Source organism: Halostagnicola larsenii XH-48 (assembly GCF_000517625.1).
In the GTDB taxonomy this organism is placed as follows: domain Archaea; phylum Halobacteriota; class Halobacteria; order Halobacteriales; family Natrialbaceae; genus Halostagnicola; species Halostagnicola larsenii.
Map to the genome: position 1 here is coordinate 1,686,484 of NZ_CP007055.1, position 19,776 is coordinate 1,706,259.

Annotated in this window: 19 protein-coding genes and 1 tRNA gene; 15 read left to right on the forward strand and 5 right to left on the reverse strand. The window is 59.9% G+C overall.

Going from position 1 to position 19,776, the window contains the following annotated elements; genetic code table 11:
* Positions 1 to 186 precede the first annotated feature (186 nt).
* The 3 genes from HALLA_RS08600 to HALLA_RS08610 all read left to right on the forward strand — a co-directional run bounded on the left by HALLA_RS08600 (position 187) and on the right by HALLA_RS08610 (position 4,426).
* Positions 187 to 1,536 carry a ribonuclease J gene (locus HALLA_RS08600; RefSeq protein WP_049952963.1) on the forward strand — a complete coding sequence of 450 codons (1,350 nt, stop codon included), beginning with the start codon at positions 187 to 189 and terminating at the stop codon, positions 1,534 to 1,536.
* Position 1,537: 1 nt separating this feature from the next.
* Positions 1,538 to 2,587, forward strand: coding sequence for a geranylfarnesyl diphosphate synthase (gene idsA3, locus HALLA_RS08605; protein WP_049952964.1), 1,050 nt, complete (start codon positions 1,538 to 1,540; stop codon positions 2,585 to 2,587).
* A gap of 120 nt (positions 2,588 to 2,707) precedes the next feature.
* Positions 2,708 to 4,426 carry a glutamate--tRNA ligase gene (locus HALLA_RS08610; RefSeq protein WP_049952965.1) on the forward strand — a complete coding sequence of 573 codons (1,719 nt, stop codon included), beginning with the start codon at positions 2,708 to 2,710 and terminating at the stop codon, positions 4,424 to 4,426.
* Between the two features lie 44 nt (positions 4,427 to 4,470).
* Here HALLA_RS08610 and HALLA_RS21040 read toward each other — a convergent pair whose 3' ends face one another.
* The 3 genes from HALLA_RS21040 to tmcA form a co-directional block, all read right to left on the reverse strand.
* Positions 4,471 to 4,641 carry a hypothetical protein gene (locus HALLA_RS21040; protein WP_169732125.1) on the reverse strand — a complete coding sequence of 57 codons (171 nt, stop codon included), beginning with the start codon at positions 4,639 to 4,641 and terminating at the stop codon, positions 4,471 to 4,473.
* Between the two features lie 116 nt (positions 4,642 to 4,757).
* On the reverse strand, positions 4,758 to 5,243 hold the full coding sequence (locus HALLA_RS08615; RefSeq protein ID WP_049952966.1) for a DUF456 domain-containing protein: 486 nt from the start codon (positions 5,241 to 5,243) through the stop codon (positions 4,758 to 4,760).
* Positions 5,244 to 5,303: 60 nt separating this feature from the next.
* Positions 5,304 to 7,628: a tRNA(Met) cytidine acetyltransferase TmcA gene (gene tmcA, locus HALLA_RS08620; protein WP_049952967.1), complete on the reverse strand. Its 2,325-nt coding sequence runs from the start codon at positions 7,626 to 7,628 to the stop codon at positions 5,304 to 5,306.
* Positions 7,629 to 7,925: 297 nt separating this feature from the next.
* Between tmcA and rpl7ae the strand changes: the two genes are divergently transcribed.
* From rpl7ae to HALLA_RS08660, 8 genes are all read left to right on the forward strand, one after another.
* Positions 7,926 to 8,288 carry a 50S ribosomal protein L7Ae gene (gene rpl7ae / locus HALLA_RS08625; protein WP_049952968.1) on the forward strand — a complete coding sequence of 121 codons (363 nt, stop codon included), beginning with the start codon at positions 7,926 to 7,928 and terminating at the stop codon, positions 8,286 to 8,288.
* 11 nt (positions 8,289 to 8,299) lie between these two features.
* Positions 8,300 to 8,524 carry a 30S ribosomal protein S28e gene (locus HALLA_RS08630; protein ID WP_049952969.1) on the forward strand — a complete coding sequence of 75 codons (225 nt, stop codon included), beginning with the start codon at positions 8,300 to 8,302 and terminating at the stop codon, positions 8,522 to 8,524.
* 2 nt (positions 8,525 to 8,526) lie between these two features.
* Positions 8,527 to 8,940 carry a 50S ribosomal protein L24e gene (locus HALLA_RS08635; protein ID WP_049952970.1) on the forward strand — a complete coding sequence of 138 codons (414 nt, stop codon included), beginning with the start codon at positions 8,527 to 8,529 and terminating at the stop codon, positions 8,938 to 8,940.
* Positions 8,937 to 9,401, forward strand: coding sequence for a nucleoside-diphosphate kinase (gene ndk / locus HALLA_RS08640; protein ID WP_049952971.1), 465 nt, complete (start codon positions 8,937 to 8,939; stop codon positions 9,399 to 9,401). The genes HALLA_RS08635 and ndk overlap by 4 nt, the downstream gene beginning before the upstream one ends.
* A 297-nt stretch (positions 9,402 to 9,698) precedes the next feature.
* A complete protein-coding gene (locus HALLA_RS08645; protein WP_049952972.1) occupies positions 9,699 to 10,064 on the forward strand; it encodes a DUF7344 domain-containing protein in 366 nt (121 codons plus the stop codon).
* 219 nt (positions 10,065 to 10,283) lie between these two features.
* Entirely contained in the window at positions 10,284 to 10,886 is a 603-nt protein-coding gene (gene sod / locus HALLA_RS08650; protein WP_049952973.1) for a superoxide dismutase, read from the forward strand.
* Between the two features lie 142 nt (positions 10,887 to 11,028).
* Complete coding sequence (locus tag HALLA_RS08655) at positions 11,029 to 11,295, forward strand: DUF5827 family protein (RefSeq protein ID WP_049952975.1); 267 nt, start codon at positions 11,029 to 11,031, stop codon at positions 11,293 to 11,295.
* 134 nt (positions 11,296 to 11,429) lie between these two features.
* Positions 11,430 to 12,254, forward strand: coding sequence for an ATPase (locus HALLA_RS08660; RefSeq protein WP_049952977.1), 825 nt, complete (start codon positions 11,430 to 11,432; stop codon positions 12,252 to 12,254).
* A 15-nt stretch (positions 12,255 to 12,269) separates the two neighbouring features.
* Here HALLA_RS08660 and HALLA_RS08665 read toward each other — a convergent pair whose 3' ends face one another.
* Positions 12,270 to 12,854 (reverse strand): MBL fold metallo-hydrolase, encoded by a 585-nt coding sequence (locus HALLA_RS08665; protein WP_049952978.1) that lies wholly within the window; start codon positions 12,852 to 12,854, stop codon positions 12,270 to 12,272.
* A 415-nt stretch (positions 12,855 to 13,269) separates the two neighbouring features.
* On the opposite strand from HALLA_RS08665, the gene HALLA_RS08675 reads away from it, so the two are divergent.
* The 3 genes from HALLA_RS08675 to HALLA_RS20595 all read left to right on the forward strand — a co-directional run bounded on the left by HALLA_RS08675 (position 13,270) and on the right by HALLA_RS20595 (position 15,697).
* The gene (locus HALLA_RS08675) at positions 13,270 to 14,331 is read left to right on the forward strand and encodes a helix-turn-helix transcriptional regulator (RefSeq protein WP_049952980.1); all 1,062 of its coding nucleotides are present in this window, start codon (positions 13,270 to 13,272) and stop codon (positions 14,329 to 14,331) included.
* Positions 14,332 to 14,414: 83 nt separating this feature from the next.
* Positions 14,415 to 14,489, forward strand: a tRNA-Glu gene (locus tag HALLA_RS08680).
* 401 nt (positions 14,490 to 14,890) lie between these two features.
* On the forward strand, positions 14,891 to 15,697 hold the full coding sequence (locus tag HALLA_RS20595) for a C2H2-type zinc finger protein (RefSeq protein WP_157231349.1): 807 nt from the start codon (positions 14,891 to 14,893) through the stop codon (positions 15,695 to 15,697).
* 112 nt (positions 15,698 to 15,809) lie between these two features.
* Here the strand turns inward: HALLA_RS20595 and HALLA_RS08685 are convergent, their stop codons facing one another.
* The gene (locus tag HALLA_RS08685; protein WP_157231350.1) at positions 15,810 to 17,621 is read right to left on the reverse strand and encodes a carbamoyltransferase family protein; all 1,812 of its coding nucleotides are present in this window, start codon (positions 17,619 to 17,621) and stop codon (positions 15,810 to 15,812) included.
* A gap of 529 nt (positions 17,622 to 18,150) precedes the next feature.
* Between HALLA_RS08685 and HALLA_RS08690 the strand changes: the two genes are divergently transcribed.
* Positions 18,151 to 19,158 (forward strand): carboxypeptidase regulatory-like domain-containing protein, encoded by a 1,008-nt coding sequence (locus HALLA_RS08690; protein ID WP_049952981.1) that lies wholly within the window; start codon positions 18,151 to 18,153, stop codon positions 19,156 to 19,158.
* Positions 19,159 to 19,776 lie beyond the last annotated feature (618 nt).

Genomic DNA, 19,776 nt, shown 5'->3' on the forward strand with positions numbered 1-19,776 from the left:
AATGGAATACCGAAACCCGCGGGCAAGTGCGTTCGCGACTCACAGCGGTACTGTGGGTTCGAACGGAGGAACGGCCTCCGCGAGCGCATAGCGGGATGGCCGACGTGCTGTAAGACGCCGGGGCCGAGAAACAGGAGTCCGCGGACCGTTTCGTTGAGAGTCCACGCGGCTTTCAGTGCTACAATCATGGAAATCGAAATTGCAACTATTGGCGGTTACGAAGAAGTCGGACGGCAGATGACTGCCGTTCGCGCAGGGAACGACGTCGTCATCTTCGATATGGGTCTGAACCTCTCGAAGGTTCTCATCCACGACAACGTCGAGACCGAACGGATGCACAGCCTCGACCTGATCGACATGGGCGCGATTCCCGACGATCGGATCATGTCCGAACTCGAGGGTGACGTACAGGCCATCGTCCCGACACACGGCCACCTCGACCACATCGGTGCCATCTCGAAACTGGCTCACCGATACAACGCACCGGTCGTCGCGACGCCGTTTACGATCGAACTCGTCAAACAACAGATCGAAGGCGAACAGAAGTTCGGCGTCGAAAACGACCTCGTCAAGATGAGCGCCGGCGAGACGATGACCATCGGCGACGAGGGCGTCGAACTCGAGTTCGTCAACGTGACCCACTCGATCATCGACGCGATCAACCCGGTCCTCCACACGCCCGAAGGCGCTATCGTCTACGGTCTCGACAAGCGGATGGACCACACGCCGGTCGTCGGCGACCCGATCGACATGAAGCGGTTCCGAGAGATCGGCCGCGAAGGCGAAGGCGTCCTCTGTTACATCGAGGACTGTACTAACGCGAACAAGAAGGGGCGAACGCCCTCCGAGAACGTCGCGCGTGAACACCTCCGAGACGTCCTCTACAGCATGGAGGACTACGACGGCGGGATCGTGGCCACGACGTTCTCGAGTCACATTTCGCGCGTGACGAGTCTCGTCGAGTTCGCCAAGGACATCGGCCGCCAGCCGGTCTTGCTGGGCCGATCGATGGAGAAGTACTCGGGAACCGCAGAACGGCTCGACTTCGTCGACTTCCCGGACGATCTGGGCATGTTCGGCCACCGCAAGTCGGTCGACCGGACGTTCAAACGGATCATGAACGAAGGCAAGGAGAACTACCTGCCCGTTGTCACCGGCCATCAGGGCGAACCGCGCGCGATGCTCACCCGTATGGCTCGGGGCGAAACGCCGTACGAACTGGACGACGGCGACAAGGTCGTCTTCTCCGCTCGCGTCATCCCAGAACCGACGAACGAGGGACAGCGGTATCAGGCCGAGCGATTGCTCGGTATGCAAGGCGCGCGAATCTACGACGAAATCCACGTGTCCGGCCACCTCAATCAGGAGGGCCACTACACGATGCTCGACGCGCTCGAACCACAGAACATCATTCCGGCCCACCAGGATCTCAAGGGTCTGTCGGGCTACGTCAATCTCTGTCAGGGAGAGGGCTACAAACTTGGTAGGGATCTCCACGTCTCGAGCAACGGAAACATCATCCAGCTAGTCGATTGATATGACCACTTCAGAGGCGAGAGAACAAGCCGTGCTCGAGGGTGTTCGCAAGCGACGCGAACAGGTCAACGAGGCTATTCCCGACGAGTTACCGATTCAGCGACCCGAACGGCTCTACGAAGCGTCCAGGTACTTACTCGATGCCGGCGGAAAACGGCTCCGTCCTGCAGTGTTGCTAACGACTGCAGAAGCACTCGCGGATGTCGAGCCGCTTTCGACCTCGTATCGAGAGTTCCCGTCGCTGGCGGACGGGAGTGTCGATATGATGGCCGCCGCCGTGAGCGTCGAAGTGATTCAGTCGTTCACGCTGATTCACGACGATATCATGGACGACGACGACCTTCGACGGGGCGTTCCGGCGGTCCACAAGGAATACGACCTCGAGACGGCAATCCTCGCCGGCGATACGCTCTACTCGAAGGCGTTCGAGATCATGCTCGAGGCGGGTGCCGACCCGGACCGAATCGTCGAAGCGCTCGACATCCTCGCGACGACCTGTACGAAGATTTGCGAGGGCCAATCGCTCGATGTCACCTTCGAACAGCGCAAAGACGTCACGCCCGAAGAGTACCTCGAGATGGTCGAACAGAAGACCGCGGTACTGTACGCGGCGTCGGCGTGCCTTCCGGCCGTCCTGATGGGGGCTGACGAGGAAACTGTCGACGCACTCTATGGGTACGGACTCGACATCGGCCGCGCCTTCCAGATTCAAGACGACGTCCTCGATCTCACGGTGCCGAGTGAGAAACTCGGCAAGCAGCGGGGCAGCGACCTCGTTGAGAACAAACAGACGCTCATCACCGTCCACGCCCGTAAGCGGGGCGTGAACGTCGAGGAACTGCTCGATACGGTCACGGTCGAAACCGTCACCGAAGCCGAAATCGACGACGCGGTCGCCGAACTCGAGGCGGTCGGGTCGATCTCGTACGCGAACGAGACGGCTCGAGATCTCGTCGCACAGGGGAAAGATCGCCTGGAAGTGGTGCCGGACAACGAGGCGCGCGAACAGCTGTGTGAACTCGCTGATTACCTGATCGAACGCGGCTACTGACCGGGCTCGGACTATTTCGATTTGGCTGTCCTCACCGATCGGCCAGTGACGCCCGTGGCTCGCTCTACGAACGAGCCGACACCGCGACAGTTTTGGGCCGCCCGCGAATAGTCACGCCTCATGGACGAGGATCTACGCGAACGCGTCGAGCGCGAAGCCGAGAAACACGCGCTATTGAACGCGGTGAAACACGAGAGCGATGCGAACGTCGGTGCGGTCATGGGACCGTTGATGGGCGAAAACCCGACGTTCCGGGAGCACGCCGATGCGATTCCCGGCGTCGTTGGCGGCGTCGTCAACGAGGTCAATGGACTCGGACACGACGATCGACGCACGCGTCTCGAGACCCTCGCACCCGAACAGCTGGCCGAGATCGAGGCCGAAGACGAGGGCGAGGACCATCCCCTCGGCGACCTACCGAACTTCGAGGAGTACGACGAGATCCGAATGCGGTGTGCACCGAATCCGAACGGTCCGTGGCACATGGGTCACGCGCGCATGCCGGCCGTTATCGGGACGTACAAGGAGCGATACGACGGCTGGTTCTGTGTCCGGTTCGACGACACCGACCCCGAGACGAAGCGGCCGGACCTCGACGCCTACGACGCGATCCTCGAGGATACCGAGTACCTCGGGTTCGAACCCGACGCGACGTTCAAGGCGAGCGACCGTCTCGAGATCTACTACGATCACGCGCGGAAACTGATCGAGATGGGCGGAGCCTACACCTGTTCGTGCTCCGGCGAGGAATTTAGCGATCTCAAGAACGACGGCGAGGCGTGCCCGCATCGGGAGAAAGACCCCGAGACGATTCTCGACGAGTTCGAAGACATGATCGCGGGTATCTACGACAGCGGCGAGATGGTCCTCCGGGTCAAAACCGACATCGAACACAAGAACCCGGCGCTTCGGGACTGGGTCGCGTTCCGGATGATCGATACACCACATCCCCGCGAAGAGGCCGCGGAGTTCCGTTGCTGGCCGATGCTCGACTTCCAATCCGGAATCGACGACCACATCATCGACATCACCCACATCATCCGCGGAATCGACCTGCAGGATTCGGCCAAACGTCAGCGCTTCGTCTACGAGTACTTCGGCTGGGAGTATCCCGAAGTCATCCACTGGGGCCACGTCAACGTCGACGAGTACGACTGCAAGATGAGCACGTCGACGATCAAAGCGCTGATCGCCGAGGGCGAACTCGACGGCTGGGACGATCCCCGCGCCCCGACGCTGCGGAGCCTCCGCCGGCGCGGGATCCGCGGCGAGGCGATCACCGAGGCGATGGTCCAGTTGGGAACGTCGACGAGCGACGTGGACCTCGCGATGAGTTCGGTGTACGCCGCGAATCGGGACCGAATCGACGAGGAGACGGATCGGCGCTTTCTCGTCCGCGACGGAAACCAGATCCCCCTCGGCGGCAGCCCCCCCGACGAGGCGACTCCGCCGTTGCATCCGAACCACGAGGACCGCGGCGTTCGCGAGATTCCGGTCGGCGATTCCGTGCTCCTCGAGCCCGACGATCTCCCGGATCCGGAAGAGCGAATCTGGCTGAAAGGACTGGGGTGTTTCCAGTACACTCGAGGGACCCTCCAGTACACGGGTGAAGAGATCGACGTGGTTCGGGAGGGTGACGTCGACGTGATCCACTGGGTACCCGCCGCCGAGAGCGTCCCGGTCCGAATGCGGACCATCGACAGCGACGTGACCGGTCGCGCGGAGCCGGCAGTCGCGGATCTCGAGTCTGACGAGATGGTCCAGTTCGAGCGCATCGGGTTCGCGCGGATCGACCGACACGAGGAAGACGAGACCGTGACCTATTACGCCCACCCGTAGTCGCGATTCAAATTCGTTCTCGGGGGCGTCAGAGCGTCCGTTTTTCAGTCCTCCTCGAGCAAGTCGTCCGCGCTATCCGGCAACGGGTCCGGGACGATACCGTCTTTTCGAGCGAGCACGCGAGCGTGTGGTGCACAGACCGCTCGATTTTCCTCCCAGGGGATGTGGAGCAAGACCGCGGCAATCTGATCGCACTCGTTCTCGGAGCAGATCATACGGGAGAGATTGACTGTCACACATTTAGTCTTTCCCTGAACCGGCTCGAGAGGGTGCGTTCGCACATGCTGGGTTCGCAGACGCTGGAAACGACTCGTGGCTAACCAAGGCGGCGTCAAAAGAGCGCAACTGCGATAACGAAGCCGAACAGAATAGACGCCGTGAGCAACACCTGTATCGCCGTCGACGCGAGAATGCCAGCCGTCGCGTAGGCCGCAGACCGAACGCTTCGGTCGAGCGTGCCGCCCTGAACGATCTCGAGAACGAAGACGGTTCCGAACAGTCCGACCAGCAGTCCGAGCGGTCCGGTGACGATCATCAACAGAATTCCGACGACCGCGCTCGCCGCGGTCGTTTTCCAGGACGCCCCGCCCGCTCGAGCGGCGATCGCCCCGCCGAGAAACTCCGCGAGTATCGCAAGTACTCCCAAAAACGTGAGGACGACGAGTGCGAGCGGCCCCGGTTCCGTGAACCCGGACCCCCACCAGTAGAGAAAGAGTCCGACGAGCGAGAGCGATCCACCGGGGACCAACGGGACGACCGTCCCGATGACGCCGCCGATCAGCAACGCGATTGCGAGCAGCGAGAGCGCATCCACCATACTCGGTTCGAGTCGGGAACCCCCAAAGCAGTACCGCCTCGAACGGACGATCGCACTCGGCTACCTGAACCGCTCTCGAACCTCGAGTGCCGGGTCGGCTCCGTACTCCTCGACGAGCGGAACCAGGGCGTCCCCGAGGGCGCGTCGACACTGGCTCGCCGAGCGGTACTCGAGTCGGTCGGCGACCGTTTCCCACGCCAGTCCCTGCAGGGCTCGAGCAACGAGGAGTCGCTCGTCGCTCGCGGAGAGGCCGGCAGGCTCCGAACCCTCGAGGAGTGCGTGGACAACGAGTTCTCGGAACGGACCGGGATCAACGTCGAATCGTCCCGGGCCGTACGCGGCTCCCGCGACCATCCGCCACTCGTGGTCGGATAAGTCGAACTCCGGCGCCGCGTCGACGGTTCGGAGAACGCCGCGGAGGACGTCGGGATCGACGGCTGCGAGCGAGTCCACGCAGAGAGCCGGGAACCGCCGAGAGAACCAGTCGGCGTGTCGGTCGGCGAGTTCGCGTCCGCGCTCGCTCGTCGGCGAGAGCATGAGAACCGAGTGTTCGCCGCTCGTCTCGTTTCTCGTCGTCGAGACGTGAACCGAGTTGAACCCGTTTTCCGCCCAGAACTCGAGCAGTCCCGGCGTCGCGCCGAAGGCGGTACCGAGCCAGTCGACTTCGGACTCGAACTCGTCGCGAACGCGGTCTATGAGTTTCGATCCGAGTCCGCGCGAGCGGGCGGCGTGGTGGGTCGCGATCCGAACGACGCGGATCCCGGCTGGGACGGCAGCATCCTCGTCGCGAATCTGGCTGGTGAGGATATCGGGCAGCATATTCCCGCGAATCCGACCTCCCTCGTACATTTCTGCTCGGGTTTCCCTCGAGAGGTTCCCCTCTCTGGCGAGCATAGCAATGTTGACGACGTGGCCCTCGTGGACCAGCGCACGGGCCTCGAGGTTCGGCGCGTCGAGCAGACGTGCCAGGTCGTTTGGCTCCGTACGGTAGTGCGCCAGAACGAGCAGTCCGAACGCCTCCCGGAGCAGGGATTCGTCGGCCAGCAAGTCAGTCGGCTCGAGCCGGCGGTACTCGACGCTCTCCGGGGATGCGTCGCGTACGAGTTGTGCGACGGGTGGGCGAGCGTCGAGACCGAGCGCGCGAAACGACCAGACCTCGATGGGATCCCCGGCGGCGTACCGGATCGGATCGCTCAACGAGCGGTCGGTCACCTCGTGAGTACTCGCCTCGAGTCGATCCCGAAAGCGAACGGAAAAGCCCCGTCCAGCACCTTCGTAGCCGTGAATCGTGGTGGCGAAGGCGACGCGATCGGCCTCGAGAAATCCCTCGAGCATCGCCACCGGCAGCCCAGCGGCCTCGTCGACGATGACGACCGCCGGATCGAAATCGGTTGCGAAGCTCGAATCATCGACGGTGCCCGAGATTGCCTCCAGGGCGGCGCTCGGATCGAGGAACTGTACTCGCCCGCCGGCGGTCGTTCGAACTGCGTCGCCGTCTCGTTTCGGAGTGTTCGACGCTTCGGATTCGCTTCGGTCGCCCTCGAGTGACTCGACCAGTTCCTCCGTACGGGCGAACAGTTCATCCGCGTTCCGACCGTCCGGCGCGGTAACGAGCACGTCTGTTCCCTCGAGCGCGAAACACCCGGCTGCGATGCCCGCCGCGCTGGATTTGCCGCGCCCGCGATTGGCCTCGAGAACGACGGCCCGATCGGTCTCGAACAGCGACTCGAGGTCGGCAACCGCATCGGCCTGATCGTCGGTGAGACAGGCCTCGTAAGCGGCGTTCGGAAAGCGCGGGGGCGACGGCCGCGTACTGTCGTTCCCGGTTGACGTAGCCGGATTCGATTCTGCGGATCGGATCGGCGCAGGCTCGGTAAGACCATCGGCTTCGACCGTTTCGGTGTCGGAATCGAAAATCGCGATTCCGCGATGGGCTCGAAGCGTCTCGATCAACCGCTCGACGAACCGGCCGGTCACGTCCTCGAGCGAGTAAGGTGGAACCGCCAGCGAATCGGCGAAGCGGCCCCGCTGGCTCGGCCACTGCTCGAGCGACGGTGTGAGCAGTACGAACAGCCCGCCCCCGTCGACGGCTCCGACGACCTTGCCGAGCGCGTTCGGCTGGAGGTCGTCGTGGGCATCGAGAACGATCAGTTCGCGGGTCGTCCCGAGGAGTTCGTCCGCGCCCGTCTGCTCGAGCTGTTCGCAGCGAAGACGCGCTTCGGGACCGACGAGGGTCGTCTCGGTGATCCCGACCGCCAGCGTCTCGAGGACTGACTCGAGCAGTTCGTAGCCTCGCTCGCGATCACCGGCGAGGACGAGCATTCGACGCTCGTTCGTTGCGATAGCCTCGCGGCGAAGGGCCTCCGCGAGGGGGACGATATCCATGTCTCTCGAGTGGTCGTCGCGGGGGTAAAAGGTCCCGACCGCGGGCCGGCGTTTCCTAGGGCGAATGCTTGCGAGTCGCTGCCACAGTCCCGTTCGTTTGAACACGCTTTTAAGGGGGGCTACGCTACTCCAGTGTACACCCTACGCGGGGTTGATGATGCTCCTAGCCCCACAGGACTTTTGCCGGATCGACCGGCCCGGGTAGTGGGGAATCGGACTACACCGATACTCCGACAGCGACCCAGCGCCCGGATGGCAGGGGAGCGAGAGCCCGCGCGTAGGAGAGGTGAACAACCAATGGCAGTTTACGTAACTACAGAAATCCCAGCCGACCTCGCCGACGACGCCCTCGAGGCGCTCGAGGTCGCACGAGACACAGGACGTGTAAAGAAAGGAACGAACGAAACCACCAAAGCGATCGAACGCGGCAACGCCGACCTCGTCTTCGTCGCGGAGGACGTCACTCCCGAGGAAATCGTGATGCACCTCCCGGAACTCGCGGACGAAAAGGGCATTCCCGTCGTCTTCGTCGAAACCCAAGACGACGTCGGACACGCCGCCGGCCTCGAGGTCGGCTCGGCCGCCGCGGCAATCGTCGACGCCGGCGAGGCCGGAGACGACGTCGAGGACATCGCTGGGAAGATCGAGGATCTCGACTGAGGTGACTCAAGATGAGTGCTGAAGAGGGAGAAAGCGGCTCGACGCCCGCCGAAGTTATCGAAGTCGTCGGCAAGACCGGAATGCATGGCGAGGCCATGCAGGTCAAGTGCCGAATCCAGGAGGGCGAGAATCAAGGTCGCATCATCACCCGAAACTGCCTCGGGCCGGTCCGCGAAGGAGACGTACTCCAGCTCCGCGAGACCGCCCGCGAGGCCGACTCGATTGGAGGACAGTAACAATGGTCGAGAAACGAACCTGCGATTACACCGGCGAAGAGATCGAACCCGGAACGGGGATCATGTACGTTCGCAACGACGGCAGCGTACTCCACTTCGTCGACTCGAAAGCGGAGAAAAACTACAAGCTCGGTCGCGAACCGCGCGATCTCGAGTGGACCGAAGAAGGCCGCAACGAGAAGGGCCCCGTCCAGTCGGAAACGCCGACCGAAGCCGACGCGGAATCCGACGAGACCGCTGAAGACGAGTCCGAGTCGACGGACGACGAAGCGGCCTTCGATGACGAGTTCGAGGAAGCTGAAGTCGTTGACGAGGACGATTCCGAGCCGGAAGGCGCTGATACAGACTCTGAAGAAGAGTCCACCGAAGCCGACGCGGACGCTTCCGAAGAAGACGAAAACGAGGACGACCAATGAGCGATCACGAGCGTACCTTCGTAATGATCAAACCGGACGCGTTCGCTCGCGGCCTCGTCGGGAACGTTATCTCTCGACTCGAGGACCGCGGTCTCAAACTCGTCGGGATCAAGGTCATCAACATGCCCGAAGAGCGCGCCGAAGAACACTACGCCGAGCACACGGACAAGCCGTTTTTCGATGATCTCATCGAGTTCATCACGGCTGGTCCGGTCGTCCCCATGGTTTGGGAAGGACAGGACGCGACGCGTCAGGTCCGTCAGATGATCGGCGAGACGGATCCGCTCGAGGCCGATTCGGGGACTATTCGCGGCGACTTCGCGCTCGACCTCGGTCGAAACGTCGTTCACGCGGCCGACCACGAGGACGAGGGCGCGAACGAACGCGAAATCGCGATCCACTTCGACGAAGACGAACTGATCGACTACGATCAACACGACGCGGGCTGGCTGTACGAATAAGTCGGCGACGCCGGTGTGGACCGGTACCAATTCTCACCGACGTGTTTTCGAACGTCATCCAAATAGTAACGATGAGTGACAACTCAATTCTGGTCCAGTGACTGTCAGGTATGTCATCTTCAGCAGCCAGAACTAACTAAAGCTCCTCTATAGAGCACATATCCGAATTTTACGAATAAATGCGAGTCATCAAATATCGTATGTATAATATTACCGAAGGGCGTAACATCTAATGTGTCTGCTGCAATAAGGGCTAGTGGTGGTTTCGAATGGTAACGTACGGTAGGTGGTTAGTGGATGGGTAAAACAGAGCGTGAACCGACGGCCGTGAAAGCGATGTCGACACCATCGCTGGATGTGGTCTTCAACTTGCTATCAGTTCGTCGCCGACGGTATGCGCTGTATTATCTCGCAGACCAGGACGATGGTATCGCAACGTTCGATAAACTCGTCGACAGCATTCTCACGCGAGAAGCAGAGACGGAGCATCGAGACGAGCACCGAACGCAGATCCAGACGTCCCTACAACACGTCCATCTGCCCCGACTCGAGGACGCCGGGATTTTAGAGTACGATGCCCGGAGCGATACGATTCGCTACTGGGAACAGCCAACGCTCGAGGAGTGGCTCGAGCATGCCCGGCACAAGGAATTTATCGACTAGCGGGGCTCGATTCGAATCGGAAATCGACATCCACGAACCTATCGTACGGCAAGCGGGTTGGGACATCCCCGGAAAGCTTTAACAGAGCGCCCGTTGTGAACGTGACTGGGAGTGAGCGCCTGTGATACCGATATCGAGCCGTTCGTGCGGCTTGGTATCATTTCACTCCTTAAAACTTAACAGGTGAGCGACCGACGGATAAGTTAGAGGTGTGCAACTATGACTGATAACGAACTTCCACCACTTCCATACGATTACGATGCGCTAGAACCGTCAATCTCCGAGCAGGTTGTAACCTGGCATCACGACACCCACCATCAGGGATACGTCAACGGCCTCAACAGCGCTGAAGAGACCCTTGCCGAAAACCGCGAGAGCGGTGACTTCGGTTCGACGCCCGGTGCGCTCAGCAACGTCACGCACAACGGCTGTGGACACTACCTCCACACGCTATTCTGGGAGAACATGTCACCCAACGGTGGCGGCGAGCCATCCGGTGATCTCGCCGACCGAATTGAAGAAGATTTCGGCTCCTACGAGGCCTGGAAAGGTGAGTTCGAAGCGGCTGCCGGCGCGGCTGGCGGGTGGGCGCTGTTGGTCTACGACCCCGTCGCGAAGCAACTTCGTAACATAGCCGTAGACAAACACGACCAGGGCGCACTCTGGGGATCGCACCCGATCCTCGCACTCGACGTCTGGGAGCACTCCTACTATTACGATTACGGACCGGACCGCGGAAGCTTCATCGACAGCTTCTTCGACGTCGTCAACTGGGACAAAGCGGCCGAGGAGTACCAGACCTGCCTCGACCACTTCGAATAACGTAGCGGACAGCACGTTCCATTTTTCGAGCTGTCACAGTTCGTCTCGAATGCCGATTCCAGAGAGTGGCCACACCACAAGCGGTGCTGACCGGTCCACACAAACCACACCGTTTACCCGCGACACCGACCTATACCGAGCCATGCCAGTTCCAAAATCGGAGTTCGAGAGCCTCCCACCCTGTGACTTTTACACGCCAGCAGAGCTTCTCGAGACGGACCAGATGTACACGATTTACGAAATCGCCCGTCTCCTGCAGGGACTCGAAACGGATGCTGATATCGACCGGGAGACGGAAGACATCCTGATCGACTGGGCGATTCCATGGGTGATGACAAACGCTGACGACCTCGTGGTCGCGGAACCACGCGACGAGGACGAACCCGGCTACTACGGACGCAAGGACTGATCCCGCCGGATTAACGGGGCCGGATTCACTGGGTTCGATATGATCCGATCGAAACGGGAGCGACAGCTCGTCGTTTCCCCGAAACACCCGTATCGAAGACAAACGCCGAGCGTGTTCGAAGGGACTCGAGCGAGATGATCGTTCTCGTTACCGGCGGAGACCGCGTCGACGCCGGCAAGACCACGTTCTCGACGGGCCTCCTCGAGCGAACCGGTGCTATCGGGTACAAACCCCGGGCTGCGAACGACTACTGGTTCGACCACGACGACTGTCTCGAGGCGCTCGCCCGAGGGCGGCTCTACGGAAAAGACGCGGCGAAGCTGGCCGACATGGAACGAGCTGATAGGGGCCCTGAAGCGCTCAACCCGGTACACAGACTCTGGCAGCCCGCCACGACCGGCTCGGCGGGGATCCTCGGCCGTCCTGACCGAGAGTTTATCGTCGACCGAGTCGTTCGACCCGATAGCGAGGATCCGCTGTACGTTCGCAATGGGACTGTTGACGTTCCTGATGTCGTCGAGGAGTCACTCCCACTCGAAGAATCGCTAACCGTCGAGTCCCTCGAGGAATTAAACGAACTGATGCAACGGGAGTACCTTCCGGCGTTTCGATCGTTGACGAGCGAAATCGCGTCCGCCGAGCTAGCCGTCGTCGAATCGTACGGAAACGTCGCACGACCGCTCGAGTCACTCGACGAGGAGTTGGTCTCGGCGGTCGCCGTCGTCGAGCCCGGGTCTGCGCGGATCTACCGCGGCTCTCGGTTTTCTCGCGCCTGTGCGGTTGCGGGTTCGAGTCCGGGTGGCGGGACGCTCGAAACGCGGGTTCCCGACGTCACCGGTTCGATCGAACCCGTTGCTCGGGTCTCATTACCACCGCTCGCTGCCGAGCAGCGCAACGACCCGGAGGCGATCGCCGATGCGTACGAATCAGCGTATTCAGCGCTTCTTGAGACGATTTGAGGGCTCTACTGCCTTTCACTCGGCGTCGTTGAGTGCTGTCTGGGCCGAGAGATCGACGGAGCCGTAGGGGTTAGTGGTGACGCTCTGGCCGTGTCCCGCATGCATAACCTGCAGGTCCTTCTCGATCATATCGAGGACGTCGTGGATGCTCAAGACGAGTTCCTGGTGATCTCCCTCTGGGAGGTCGGTCCGCCCGTAGCTTCCGTGCTCGAAAATCAGATCTCCAGCGAAGAGAACGCCGGGCTCGCGGGCGTAAAAACAGAGGTGGTCGTCTTTGTGCCCGGGAGTGTGCATCGCGACGTACTCGTGGTCGCCAAGTACGACCGTCTCTTCGTCTTCGATTTCGTGGTCGACGCCGTCGACCGACGTATCGAATCCCCACGCATCGACGTCGAAGGCGTCTTTGACCGCCTCGAGATTCGCGACGTGATCTTTGTGCGTGTGCGTGAGGACGACGGCGTCTAGATCGTCGACTCGAGACTCGATCGCGGAGACGACGTCGAAATTCGCGCCCGCATCGATCAGGACCGTTCGATCGCCCGTCACCAGAAATACGTTGCTCGTGAACGCGTGTACGTCTTCGGCGAGGTTTTCGACCATACCGAGTGTACGGGTCCGTTCATTTTGTGCGTATCGACATCGCCCAATCGCTCGCCTGGCTGAACACGCTCCGCGTTTCCGCCTTCTTTCACAGGGTTCTGGCGTCTCCGGGCTGCTTTCTGTGGCGACTGTTGGACGATCCAGATCTTTCTGAACGCGTTCTCGTCGGCGATATTGAGAAATCCGGTCAAATACCGTTCAACTGTCGTGAGTGTACGTAGGTCGCTATTCACAAGGACTTTTAGCACTGACGCGTAGTAGTAGACGAATGACGCGGTCGTCTTTAGTAGGACTTCTCGTCCTCTTCGTTGTCCTCGGAACTCTCAGCGGGTCGACTCTCGCGAGCAATTCAGCGGGTGTAACGACTGTCAGTGACACTGAATCATCCGTTGACGAACACCCGTTCGAACCCAGTGTGGAGCCAACCGAAACGGATCAGGAATTCGATGAGGTCGCCTTCGAAGTAACGATTCACGAGAACGGAAGCGCCACCTGGACGTTCCAGTACGAGCGGGCACTCGATAATGAAAGCGGAGAGGAAGGCGACGAGGCCAAGGCGTTCTCCAATTGGGCGGACGACTTCGAATCGGAGGACAGTGAGCTCTATAGCGGCTTTCAGAATCAGGCGGAGAATCTGACCGAATCGGGTGCCGAAAACTCGGGACGAGACGCAACGGCAACTGACTTCGAGCGGGAAGCATACGTGGACCAGGAAGGGATCGGCAACACGGGTAACGACACCGGCGTCGTGGAAATGTCGTTCGTCTGGAACGGATTTGCGGAAGTCGAGAATGACGGGACGGTACGAGCCGGCGATGTCTTCGACGAGTGGGTACTGCTCGAGGATCAACGGTTTACTGTCGGCGTCGACGACTCGCTCGCGTTCCAGTCAATACACGAGGACGGCGAGTACAACGGCGACTCCCTAGAGGACGCCCACAGGGTCACCTGGTCCGGCGAAATGGAGTTCATCCCTGGCGAACCGCGAATCGTTCTCGAGAATACCGAACGGTCAAGCATGACAGGGCTGTCGGGTGCGTTCGATATGTTCAGTGGGGACGGGACCAGCCCGCTTTTAGTGATCGCGCTACTCATCGCCGCACTGGTCGGTGCAGGAGCTCTCGTCCGATACTACAGTACCGACGAACCATCGGTCGAACTATCTCCCGAGGACGACGGATCTTCAGCGGAAGCCACAGGGGATACAGCAACCACTGGGGCGGCCTCACAAGGTTTGCAGGAGGCGGAACTACTTACTGACGAGGATCGGGTCGTAACGCTAATCGAAGAGAACGGAGGCCGAATGAAACAGGTTGACATCGTCGATGAGACCGGCTGGTCGAAATCGAAGGTGAGCATGCTGCTTTCAGAGATGGAAGACGATGGCACCATCAGCAAACTCCGCGTTGGTCGGGAGAACATCATTAGCCTCGAGGGCCACGAACCGGAGGCGACGAAGTCTCCGTTCGACGAATAAGCCCGGGCGCGTATGTCACTGGACGCCACTGCAGAGTCGAAACGGAATGCTTAAACAACGGTCGGCAGTAGGAATAAGCGCACGCTCCGATGGTGTAGTCCGGCCAATCATATTGCCCTCTCACGGCAATGACCAGGGTTCGAATCCCTGTCGGAGCACTTCTACGGCAAACAACTCGAGGAGCGCCGCCTGGTTGTGTGAATCGCCGTGCGAGCCGTGAAATCGACCCTCTGATTCGAATCGGATTCATCCCTATCCCCGAAAAGCTCCGCTTTTCGGTTGTGGTTTGAGAGGGCTCTGCCGTCTCGTCATTGCGAGAGACGTACATCTCTCGAATGATAGCGAGAGCGCTCTCGCCATGCCCCAAAGAGCGGGGGCTTTCTCCTTGAATTTCAGTAAGACCGACAGTAAGCGGAAAACCACCAGAGAGTACTCTCTCAAACCTGTCTGAACGTACATCCGGTCCATTGAGATTACAGTCATGTCTAAAACGAGCAGGAAGAGAGTGAGATGTGATAGGGACGACAATATTATATGACTGTCAGATAACAGCTGTACTATGTACTGGGCCTCGAAAGAAAGTGGTTCATTGACGCTGATCCACCAGGGTGACGGGCCAGATCTGAGCTGTACGAGTCCGTTTTGGGCGGTAATTGAGACGCTCCCCAAACACTGTGCGATTCCTGCTCCAATCGTCAAACTCGGGGTGTTATCTCGGCATATAGAACCAGCCGCTGACCATTTCGAGGTTGATTTGGGAGGAGTCGATATTGAATCGACTGCAACCGCTGTGGTGCCGCCACAAACGCTGGCGCGAGTTCGGTGGATGCTCTCTAACCACACGGACCATCTGAGCGCCTCTGAGAAAAAGGCCGTCGGTGAGCTATGTACCGTCGCAAAATTGAATCAGCCGCCAGAAATGGGGGAGTCCAAGACCGAGAGAATACGATCTGAACTACGAGCCGACATCGAGGAATCGGCATTTCTCGAGGAGCGATCGAGAAACGTCAAATGCGAACATTGTGGGGCCGAATACGAGTCGGTAGCTGCCTTGAATGGGCATCTTGCAAATTGTGACGAACGTGAAACTGCAAGAGAGGCGAAAAAGTCCGCTACCGAAGAGGCGTATCACTGTGAATACTGTGATGAATCTTTCAGCAAGAAATTAAGTCTACGAGTTCATAAGAAACGAAACTGCGACGAAAAGCAGCCCACTGAGCAGACCGCTGGAAGCACATCCGGTCAACGTCCTGCGTTTGGCAAGGAAATCAGAAAAGATAGCGGATCTGAGCGTATCTCCGGCCGAAATCCGTTTGCCGATCCAGACAAGCTAAAAGATACTGGAGTCCATCAGGGGGGAAACTAGTCGGATCGCGGCTTGACATCTCCGTACTAACTCGAGCCAGCGTGACGTGAGAGCGTTGGAACGGGCTAACGTCGTCCGTGTTGTCGTACCGGAATTTCCTCACCGACTGGAATCAGTTTCGGATCGGTGTCGTTCGCTCGTACTCGGCGTGGTGGGACTCAGCCGGTTCGATCGTCTCCTCGACGGTATGGCCTTTCAGCGATTGTGACGTCTTTTTTTCGAGTACGAAGTCCTCGAGGACGAGCAGGTCAAGTCCCATCCCGTAGAAGTCTTTGACCGCCTCGATTGGCGTGTTGACTATCGGTTCACCGTTATCATTGAACGACGTGTTCAGGAGGACCGGCACGCCGGTTATGTCCCCGAACGCTTCGATCAGGGAGTAGTACCGGCCGTGTTGATCCTCTCGAACCGTCTGCGGGCGGGTCGAACCGTCAGCGGGATGGACGACCGCCTGCAGTTCGTCTTCTTTCTCGGGTTTGATATCGAACGCCTCGATCATGAACGGAGACGGCTGACCGTCGACCAGATACTCCTCGGCAGCCTCCTCGAGCATCGACGGGGCGAACGGCCGCCATTCTTCGCGGTGTTTGACGAACCGGTTGACCTGATCGCGTGACTCGGTCGTTCGCGGGTCCGCGAGGATACTTCGCGCACCGAGTGCGCGCGGGCCCATCTCCGTACGCCCCTGGAACCAGCCGACTAGCGCACCGTCGGCGAGTCGTTCGGCAACGTACTGCTCGAGATCCTCGGGTTCGGAGTAACCGATTTTCGTCGTCTGGAGCTGTGCTTCGATCTCACTCGAATCGTAGGCCGAACCCAGGTACACCTCCGAGAACCGATCGACGTTTCCGGGCGACTGCCCGACCAGGCCTGCACCCAGTGGGAGTCCCGCATCGTTTGCGACTGGTTGGACGAACATGTCGTCGACACACGCCGCCTCTCGGATTTGCTTGTTGAGCTTGCAGTTGAGGACGACGCCGCCGGCGAGCGCGACGTTGTTCGAGTCGACGGTCTTCGTGTGGGTCTCGACGATATCGAGAACGGTCTCCTCGAGCAGTTTTTGTGCGGTGTACGCGAGGTCTTTTTCCCACTGATCGAACTCGTCGGTGTCGTCTTTACGTGGGCGATCGAACACGTCCTCGAGCAGGTTCACTCCGTGACCGGTCCCCCACCGCTTGGTAAGATCGGTGACGTCGTATGACTCGCCGACATCGATCAAGGTCCGCAGCGTGTGTTCGATTTGCGGGTTCTCCTCTCCGTAGGGAGCGAGGCCCATGATCTTCCCTTCGCCGTTGAACATTCGGTACCCGAGATATTCGGTGACGATTGCGAAGAACAACCCGAGGCTGTTCGGATGATTGTAGGTCTTGACCCGCTCTAACCCGCTCTCGTCGCCCCGCCAGACGACGGTCGAGTCGTACTCGCCTTTCGCGTCGATCGTGAGGACGAGCGATTCGTCGAAGCCGGAGGGGTGAAACGCACTCGCCGCGTGACATCGGTGGTGCGAAAGACACTCGATCGGCGGCACCGGCGTCCCGATATCCTCGAGCTGAGACTCGATCTTTCGTGTTGGGAACAACTGGCTCTGAAACTCCGTGACGAGCACGTCTTCGAGGGCGGAGAGTTTTCTCGTTATTCCGGGGGCGCGGACGGCGTCGGTAACGTAATGTGAGCGGATTTTCGAGCGGAGGCTAGGGTCGTACGGGAGGTAGATCTCGTCGAGATCGCTGAGTTCGAGCGAGCGATAGTCGAGGCAGGCGTTGATCGCGTTCGTCGGGAAGGTTTGGGGGGCGTGTTTCTGACGGGTGAGTCGTTCTTCTTCGACGCCAAATACGGGCGTTCCGTCCTCGAAGAGAACGGCACTCGGATCGTGTTGCCCGTACAGACCAATTGCGGGTTTGAACGCAAGCGTGTAGCCGCTCATATTCGAACGGAATCTACCTAGCACCGATAATATGGACCTGTTAAACGTCCAGCGTGGCCCCAGCGGGATCGAGATCATCGGTTCTTCTCGATCGACCCCACAGAGGAGCTCCGATACGGCTGGTTTGGGGATGACCTAACGGCCCCCGTCGGACCGTCGCTACAAGATGCGAGACGATCGGTATGAGGGCCATGGAGAGGCGTATCGGGGGGTGTTTCCACCGGCCATTCTCGATGGAGAGGGAGATATCGTTTTAGATCTGAAATAGTCTTACCAACCCTATAGTGAACCACCCAGAGGAGAAACCGTACTCGTAATGCAGAAATCTGTGTCGTCACCGATCGAACCATCCGTTCGACCGGAAAGTCCTCCTGACCTCTCGAGCCGGTGCCCAGAACCTGGGCTCTGGTGGGGAAGTGTGGGACTGACGCCTGAACAGTCGCTACGTCGTCTCTTACTCGAGACAGCTTGGACAGCGTTGATCGCCCCGACGGAAAACGGTGCGAGCCGATAGCCGATACTGATTACTATGCCCCCGAGTGCTCAACAACAGAATTCGCGGACTCGCTCGCTACAAACCAGTATCCAGATCCTCTTGACTGTCGTCGGTGTCATCCTGTTAGTAACGGGAGTCGTATTCGCGGCGAGTGGCGTCTCGGTCAACGATGCGCTCGAAACTGTCAGCGATCGGTTTAGCGACTCACCGTCGACTGATGACGGTTCAGCCGGTACCGACGGCGACGATGGTAGCGGTGTAGTCGAAGAACAGACGGATGAAGATGACAGTGACGATAGCAGTAGCGAGGGCGGTGGCGATGACGGCGGCGAAGACGACAGCGGTAGCGACGGCGATGGAAGCGCTGAGGACGGGAGCGGAGACGGCGATTCCGGATCCGACGGAGGTGACGATGATGGATCGGACGGAAGTGACGGTGATGGATCCAACGACGGGAATGAACCCGACGAGTCACAGACGCTCACCACTACCGTCGAAGACGATACCGGTGATGTACTCGAGAACGCGACAGTGGCGGTCGACGCTGGCTCCGGCGGGGGCGCGGAAGCGACGACCGACGACGACGGCGAGGTCGCGTTCTCCATCGAAGACGGAGAGTACACGATAACCGCCTCCGCGGACGGCTACGAGGACGCCGAAACAGAGATCGAGATCGACGGTAGCGACGAAGACGTTACGCTCGAACTCGAGGCGACCGACGATACGAACGACAACAGTTCGAACGACGGTGCCGACGATTCGAACGACGGGGGCCCACACACGCTGACGACCGTGGTCGAGGACGAGTCCGGAGACTCGCTCGATAACGCCTCGGTCGAGGTCGAAGACGCCGACGGTGACTTCTTTGACTCCTTCAATAGTGACCAACAGGACGTAAACGACGACGGTGAGGCAGAGTTCGAGCGCGAGAACGGCACGTACGCGATCACGGCCACGGCGGACGGCTACGAGGACACCGAAACAGAGGTCGAGATCGACGGCGGTGACGAAGAAGTCACGCTCGAGCTCGAGCAGGAGTGAATCGAATCAGGGAGTAGATTTCCGGTGGCGGCCCGCGTCTTATGTTTTCTCCGTGCGGCCCAATACGAACTGGCTCTGCCTGCAGTTGCTCGAAGCTGCATCGCTGATCGACTGTGAACGGTACGGATCTGACGAACGAGGTGACACTCCATCGTGACGACACCGGGACGGATACACCATATCCGCTCGCAGCGACGAGAGGTCAGTCAGGAGTCACGCGACACATTTCGGCAACCACGATCGGTACGCGACTGACACACGATGATTCGACGATACCTGACTCGCTCTCGAGATTTCGGTGTCGGGAATTGATCGCACGCCGTGTCTCGAGAGTTCGCCGACGGAGAGACATTCGGATGAGAATCTGTGGCGACAGGGTCAATCGCCAGACACCCGTATCACAATCCGTCGTGGACTCGCACGCGCTCTATCTGGGCTTTGTCGTCATCACATCGGTTCCCGAGAGTATCGGAGCCGATCACGAACAACGACGTTCAAGTAAACGGTTACGACGAACGAGTACCAGACGGGGAGCTCCCTGGACTCGCGACTCGAGCCATCGACTCTATGGGACGCTCGGACAGGTCGAGAACAAACAGCTTCGAAGTCGATCGTTAG